7 protein-coding genes are annotated in these 7,631 nt (G+C 32.2%); 2 read left to right on the top strand and 5 right to left on the bottom strand.

Features of this window, described 5'->3' with window-relative positions:
- From VK071_12035 to menC, 4 genes are all read right to left on the bottom strand, one after another.
- A partial coding sequence (locus VK071_12035) for a divalent metal cation transporter (GenBank protein HLR36041.1) occupies nt 1-1,136 on the bottom strand: 1,136 nt, incomplete at its 3' end.
- 11 nt (nt 1,137-1,147) lie between these two features.
- A complete protein-coding gene (locus VK071_12040) occupies nt 1,148-2,401 on the bottom strand; it encodes a hypothetical protein (GenBank protein HLR36042.1) in 1,254 nt (417 codons plus the stop codon).
- 22 nt (nt 2,402-2,423) lie between these two features.
- Complete coding sequence (locus VK071_12045) at nt 2,424-3,389, bottom strand: dihydrodipicolinate synthase family protein (GenBank protein HLR36043.1); 966 nt, start codon at nt 3,387-3,389, stop codon at nt 2,424-2,426.
- Nucleotides 3,390-3,472: 83 nt separating this feature from the next.
- Entirely contained in the window at nt 3,473-4,642 is a 1,170-nt protein-coding gene (gene menC / locus VK071_12050) for an o-succinylbenzoate synthase (GenBank protein HLR36044.1), read from the bottom strand.
- Between the two features lie 214 nt (nt 4,643-4,856).
- Here menC and VK071_12055 point away from each other — a divergent pair, with 214 nt between their 5' ends.
- Nucleotides 4,857-6,206, top strand: a complete 1,350-nt coding sequence (locus tag VK071_12055) for an alkaline phosphatase (protein ID HLR36045.1) — start codon at nt 4,857-4,859, stop codon at nt 6,204-6,206.
- A 255-nt stretch (nt 6,207-6,461) separates the two neighbouring features.
- Entirely contained in the window at nt 6,462-7,223 is a 762-nt protein-coding gene (locus VK071_12060; protein ID HLR36046.1) for an IclR family transcriptional regulator, read from the top strand.
- A gap of 41 nt (nt 7,224-7,264) precedes the next feature.
- On the opposite strand, the gene panF is transcribed toward VK071_12060, so the two are convergent.
- Nucleotides 7,265-7,631 (bottom strand): sodium/panthothenate symporter (gene panF, locus VK071_12065; GenBank protein ID HLR36047.1); only part of this gene is annotated, 367 nt, incomplete at its 5' end.

Raw genomic sequence — 7,631 nt, forward strand, 5'->3', positions numbered from 1 at the left:
ATAGGCTTATTCTTGTATTCTTTCATTAATTCTTCATTATTTGCTAGTAATAACATAACTATTGCCATTAATGGAACTGCAAATATAGTAGTTCCTTGGGCCAGTACTAATAATTGGATAGGGTTTTGTCCAAATGCTATAGCTGCAATAGTTCCTAAAACCATTACTCCTGAAGCAAATATTTTAGACCATTTACTATCCATAGTATCCCCTAGTCCAAGACCATCTGCTAGGAAGGTCCCTCCTATCATTGCATTACCAATGAATGATGAAAATGCTGCAGACCAAAGTCCGAATAAAAACATCCACTTTGCCGCTGGTCCAAGTAAAGGCTCTAATTGCATAGCCATATCTACTGCACTTTCAACAGTAATACCTGCAGGTTTTAATACTGTAGCAGCTGTTATAATTATAACCATACTAATACAAGCTAGAATAGTAATCCCAATGTTTGAACTTTTAATACCTTCTTCTAAATCATCCTTAGTCCAACCTTTGGAACGAACAACATATGATTGAAAAGCCGCTGCTGCAATACTGAAAGTAGTTGCTGATATAGCTACAACTAATCCAAATATTTCTGGCTTACTAGGAATAAACCCTTTAGCAAGCTCTCCGAAATTAGGCCTAATTATTAATAAGTTTCCGAAAAAGGTAATTATCATTATAAATACTAAAAAGGTCATTACTCTTTCTAAGAATTTATATATATCTGCAGACGTCCATAAAAAGGTTAAGGCTACTACGGTAAAAGCTGCTGCCCATAATCCTACTGAACCCCCAAACATAGAACTAAGGGCTAGTCCCACTCCTATATTATTTCCTGTTTGAAATCCTGTAGTAATAAAAAATCCACTTAAACCTATTATAATTGCCACTACTTTTCCATACTTACTAGATACAGTTTGTAAAAAGGATTGTTCTGACATAAGACCAATAGTTGAGCCCATCTTTGAAAACATAGCCATCATTATAGCCGCTATAGCCACTGTCCATAATACAGAATACCCCATTGTTGCTCCTGCTTTACTACTAACTGTTATACTGCCAGGGCCCATTACTACTGCTGCTGTTATTAAACCAGGTCCGATTAAAGAAATAATGTTTTTAAAAACGCTTTTCTCCTTTTTCGACATGATGATACCCCCTATTTTAGTTTATTTATTTTGACTTCTTTATAGAGCTTTGATATATCTAAAAATCTAAATACTTCCTCTTTAATGCCAAGAATATTTTTTAAAGAAAGCATAGTTGCAACTAATCCTTCCTCTGGGTTAAACATAAGTTCATGAAGAGCCTTTTTAGTCCTACTTCCTTTTTCTAATTTATAGTTTTTATTTGGAAGCTGAAAATAGGTATGCATTTGACCAGAGGTCGCTCCTCTCAATGCATATTCCACCATCATTTTTCCTGAATTAATATTGCCTGTTGCGCTAATAGGTATAAAGTTTTTCTCTTTATTTTCTTCTATAAATTTAGAAAGAACTCTTAAATTCCTATCACTTAAATCATATCCACCATAAGCTATTCCTTTTTTGCCTTCAAAAACTCTATCTAAGTCAAATAATCTATTAAAAGCAGTTACTGTATTCACTACTTTAAATGAATTTTCATTTAAAGTGTTTAGCATCTCCACTTGAAATTCATCATCATGTAAAGGATTGAATAATTTAATTCCAAGAAGCCTATTATCTGTATCAATATACTTATCTATTAACTTAGGTACTTCTCTTAACCACCTTAATATTTCCTCTTGGCTATTCTCTAATTCTGATAAAGTTGCACTGAAATCCTGCTCTATTATAAAGGGTAGATCTACATTAGAATCTTTCCAAACTTTTTCTAAAGCTTTAGTTGTAAATTCATACTCAGATTCTCTAAATTCTTCTCCATCTGCTGGAAGATGATATTGAACTGATGGAATAACTGGCATATCAGTTTCTTTATATACTTCAAAAGAATCAGACACTAATTGTAAATAATCTTCAAAACTTTTATCCCATCCTCTTCCTTTCCAGGTAACTGTATATCCTTTTTCTCCCCTTTTACTTACAATTTCTTCTACAACCATCTTAGGAGCTTTAACTTTCCATTTTTCCATGGATGATTCCGCCTTCTCATTTTGAGAAATTACTGTTTTCAAAACAGTGAAGCCTAAACCGTCATTAGCATCTGTTTTAACTTGAGATATATTGGAGGAAAGCTGGCCAGAAGCTTTACCAAAGGGATTTTTTATAATTAAATCTCCATACTTACCAGTAACATCTAGTTTATATTTCTCTAAAATATACTTCTCTAATCCTACATCTTCATACTGTATTTTATTATAATCTGAATTAATTTTTTCTTTTACTGCTGGGTCAATATTTAATTCATCTTTTAATAAATAAATATTATTCATTTTACTCCTCCCCTTAAAGTATTTACATATCTCCTAATTTTTCAATAACTTTATCAATTCTTTTTCTTTCTTCATCTGTTACTCCTGGACCATAAGGATCATTTGCTGATTCCATATGAATTATTCCTTTTTTACCTAGTATATAAAGTACTCTTTCTATATATCCTTCCATAGGAGCATAGAATGTATATTCTGCTATTTCTTCAACAAGAGCATTTTTTTCAATAAACTCCTCATACTTACCATTGTAATAAGCTTTCATCATGTCGAATTGTAATTGAGTATATATACTGCCTAATCCTACTAATGCTCCTACTGCATCCCTCATAATTGTATATCCAAACATTCTATCTTCTCCTGTAATTAAAGATACATGTGGATATTCTTCTACTATTAAATTACTTACATCTTGATAAGTCATTATTGAATCCAAAGTAGCCATTTTTATTCCAATTACATTTTCTATATTAAATAATTTCCTTAGTACATCTTGAGAATAAGTAATTCCTCCTGCTGCTTCATACAAGAAGAATAAAATCATTGGAAGTCCTACTTCTGCAATTCTTTCATGGTATTTTACTATCATTTCATCCTGATCATCTCTACCCCTAAACAAAGTTGGAGCGTAAGGGAGAATCATATCTGCTCCTAATTCTTTTGCATGCTTCGCCATATCTACAGCTTTCTCAATGTACTCTTCATCACTTATAGAACCATTTCCATTAGCACCTACACCACAAAGTATTAACTTGTCATCACTAAGTCCTTGACGCCAGGAATTGAAAACATTTTCCCTTTGTTCTTTTGTAAGATTAAGTCCTCTACCTGTATGGGCCCATAAAGCAACAGATTTTATAGGTTGATCATTCATCCACTTTACATAGGATGCTTGGGAATCATAGTCAATACTCCCATCCTCTTTAAAAGGTACTGGTACAGCTGGTATTATACTTTTTTCTATCTTTTTTTGAACTTCTTTAAACTTCATAACTTTACTCCTCCTTTTCAGACATTTCTTTAATATGTCTTTATTTAATTATATAGTATATTAAATATAATTTCAAAGTATTTTTATTCATATACTACTTTGCCATACTTTTTATAATTAGCTTTATTTATTTGTCCTATTCCTATCTCTTCTTCTAAATATACTCTTCCTTTATCATCCATTTTCATTTCCTTTAAATCTTTTCCAGCTCCATACCAACGACTACTAGGTTCTATGCATGCAGGGTATTTAAAACCAGCATAGGTTGATAAGGCTAGTATACTTGCTCCACCAATTCCACTTTCCGGCATAGTTCCTCCCCAAACTTCTATTTCATGTTTAGAAGCTAAACTATAGATTTTTGCTGCTTCATAAAGCCCACCTACTCTTTGTATCTTAATGTTCCAAATCTTTGATACACCCAATTCTATTATTTGTTTAGCTACTCTTTCTGATTTTAAAGACTCATCAAAGCATATAGGTGTTTTTATGACCTGCCTTAGTTTATTATGTTCTAATATATCATCATGGTTAAGAGGCTGTTCTATGAAAGTGCAATTATACTTATCCATTTCTCTTAATATTTCTTCATGTTCCTCTAGATCATAGGAAGCATTGGCATCAGGCCATAGTATAAAATCATTGCCTACAACATTTCTTGCAGTTTCTATAGCTTTTAAGTCCCAACCTGGTTTTATCTTTACTTTAACCCTTTTATATCCTTCTTCTACATACTCTTTAACCCATCTTTCTAAGGTTTTGTAGCTTCCATCTTCAGGAATTCCTATTGATACTCCTGAATAAATATAATCCTTGTTTCTTAAATATTCTTTAGTAGTGCCTAATTCTTCTAACTTATGATGTAAAAGTGCCTTTAAAGAAATATTATTCTTCTTAGCTACCAAATCCCAGTAAGCAGTTTCTATACCTGCCTTAGCAAAGTTATTTCCCCTTATATTTTCATTCAGTTTTTGGTTTATATCTTCAATAGATTGAATTTCTTTACCAATAATTTTTGGAAATAACCATTCACTTAAAACAGCTTTAGCAGAAGATATAGTTTCTGAGGAATAAAATGGCGCTTCAAAAGGAGCTGATTCCCCATAGCCAATAACTCCGTCTGAATATAACTCTATTATTAAAGACTTTCGGCTATAGCTTAATCCTCCACTTATCTGAAAGGGTATAGCATAAGGTATATCTACTTCTACTATCCTCGCACCATCAATTACCATTTTTTCATCTATATACAAATCAATCACCTCTATAATATATAATAGGACATGTCCTTATATGGTCTCTTATATTTTATAACATAATCTTGTCTAAGTCAAGAGGGACATGAGTCAATCAGGACCGTCCCCATTGACTCACTACTGACTCATAAATTTTTGCTATGGCTTGTCATATTTTTGATGGATGTCCCATATTATTAATTAAAACATATAATTTTAAGGGGGGTTTTTCATGAATTTTTTTAAGGATTTCTTTAAGAAAAAAAGATTTAGTTTAGTTTTAGCAGCGTTATTAGTTGTTTCTTTATTTCTGACAAGCTATGTTCCATCTTTTGCTGAACCAAGTAGAGTTAAAAATGTAATACTCCTTATTGGAGATGGAATGGGAACTGAGCAGGTTAATTTAGGACGAATCTATAAGGGGGATGAGCTCTATATAGACAAATTTGATTACACTGGTACTGCATCCACATATTCAGCAGATCCTGAAAATAAATGGGTTACTGACTCTGCAGCAGCAGGAACTGCATTGGCTACTGGCGTAAAAACCTATGATGGAGCTATAAGTGTAGATTTAAACCAGGAACCTATAGAAACAATTCTTGAAAAAGCACAAAAAGCTAGGAAATCCACGGGTATTGTAACTACTACTAGAATCACCCATGCAACACCTGCTTGTTTTGCTTCTCACAATATTGATCGAGGTAATGAGACTGAAATAGCAGAAGATATAATAGAACATGAGGTAGATGTAATACTGGGTGGAGGAAAAGTTAATTTTATTGATAAAAAAGATGGTGGTAAAAGAAAAGATGGTAGGAATCTTATAGAAGAAGCTAAAAATATGGGCTATAATTATGTAGAAACAAAAAATGATTTAAAGAATATAAATGATGGGAAAATTCTTGGTCTATTTAATGAGTCTCATATAAATTATAAATTAGATAGAGATTCTTCAATAGAGCCAAGCCTTGAGGAAATGACAAATAAGGCTATAGATATATTAAGTAAAAACAATAGAGGATTTTTCCTAATGGTTGAGGGTGGAAGAATCGACCATGCAGCTCATGCTAATGATCCTGGTGCTATGGCCAATGAAGTATTAGATTTTGATGAAGCAGTAAAAGCCGCTTATGAATTTGCAAAAAAAGATAAACAAACTTTAGTCATAGTCACAGCAGATCATGAAACTGGAGGACTTTCCATTGGTGCCAATAATAAATATGAATACTATCCAGAAGTTTTAAAAGGACAGAGAAAATCAATTGAATACTTATCAGAGATTATTACAATATCAAATTATAAAACTCTAATTAAGGATGAGCTAGGAATAAATGATCTTACTGAAAAAGAAGAATCAGAAATAATACTTGCATTAGGAGATAAAAAGAAAGGGGATATTTTTAAAGTCCTTACTAATATAATGAATACAAGATCAAATACCGGATGGACTTCCACAGCTCATACAGGAGTAGACGTCCCTGTTAAAGCCTATGGACCAAATGCAGAGCTATTTTCAAAACATCTAGATAATACAGATATAAATAGATTAGCTGTATTATCTATGAAACTAAAGCAATAGTGAATCCTCCCCTTCCAAGTTATCACTATGGAAGGGGCTTCCTTTTCCTTAAGAAAAAGGACTTCTCTTCTACATTTACAGCTAAGCTAATGAACTTAATCAAAGTGCCATGTGAGTCAAGAGGGAAGTGAGTCACTGGGGACGGTCCTTAGTGACTCAGATTGTGAGTCAGTTAGGACCGTCCCTACTGACTCATTGTATATTTTGACAGTTTAACATATAATTATGATATATGAATTTATGGGAGGTATAGTTTTGGATAATAAGCTAGAGGATAAGAATATTATAAAATCAGCTATAAAAATATTTGATGTTCTTGAGTTAGTTATTGAGGAAAAAAAAGCTACTTTAACTGATGTTAGTGAAAAAACCGGATATACTAAAAGTACTACTCAAAGAATTTTAAATACACTTAAATATTTACATTACATAGATCAAGATAATTCTACATATGAATATTTTCCAACTATGAAGGTTCATACACTAGGTCAACACTTGATGATTGATAATATCATTAAAGAAACATCTAGAAAGCATTTAGAAAAAATGGCTGAAGAAATAAATGAGACTATTAACCTTGGTATATTAGATGGTTATACCATAATATATTTAGATAAAATTGTCTCAACATCTCCCCTCAGAGTTGATGTTGATTCTAGTATGAATATACCAATATATTGTAGTGCTCTTGGAAAGTCTATGGCCGCATTTAATTCAAATAGGTTTTCTTTTGACAATAATTATATAAAGTATACTAATAACACTATTTCTTCTGACGAAGACTTTCAAAAAGAACTACAGGATATTAGAAAAGAAGGCTATGCCATTGATAATGAAGAGTTTGTAGAAGGTCTTATATGTGTGGGAATGCCTATACTAAATGAAGATAATGAAGCCGTTGCCAGCTTGAGTATTTCTATTCCAAAAATTAGATTTGAAAATACAAAGATTAAAAATTATATTCAACTATTGGATGAGTACACAGGAAGAATTTCTAAGGATTTATACAAAAAATAAGGAATGCCGCCGGCATTCCTTGTTTTTTATTCTTCCAGATTCTATATTCCCCAAAACAATTCTATTATTTCGTCTGATGGTCTTTCTGTCATATTTGAAACTATTATAAATGCAATTAATGAAAGGAATAATGATGGCACTATTCCATGAAGTCCTAATGGCCTTGGTATGAAATAGTCAAAGTATATATAAGTTCCTATACCTACAATCATACTTGCCAATGCTCCCTCTTTATTAGCCTTTTTCCAATATAATCCTAATAATGTTGGCCATAGGAAAGTTGACAATTGGCCTGCTGTGGCAAATAGGTTTAACCATACCATTAATTCCGGTGGGTTCATTGCTATTATGAAAATGATTATACCTAATATTACTGCCCAACCTGTAGTTCTTCTTGATACTGCTTTT

It is taken from the genome of Tissierellales bacterium (assembly GCA_035301805.1).
GTDB lineage: Bacteria > Bacillota > Clostridia > Tissierellales > DATGTQ01 > DATGTQ01.

Excerpts from the sequence above, each read along its gene's own strand:
- VK071_12045 (HLR36043.1), bottom strand. The coding sequence starts at position 3,389 with ATGAAGTTTAAAGAAGTTCAAAAAAAGATAGAAAAAAGTATAATACCA.
- VK071_12055 (HLR36045.1), top strand. The coding sequence starts at position 4,857 with ATGAATTTTTTTAAGGATTTCTTTAAGAAAAAAAGATTTAGTTTAGTT.
- VK071_12040 (HLR36042.1), bottom strand. The coding sequence starts at position 2,401 with ATGAATAATATTTATTTATTAAAAGATGAATTAAATATTGACCCAGCA.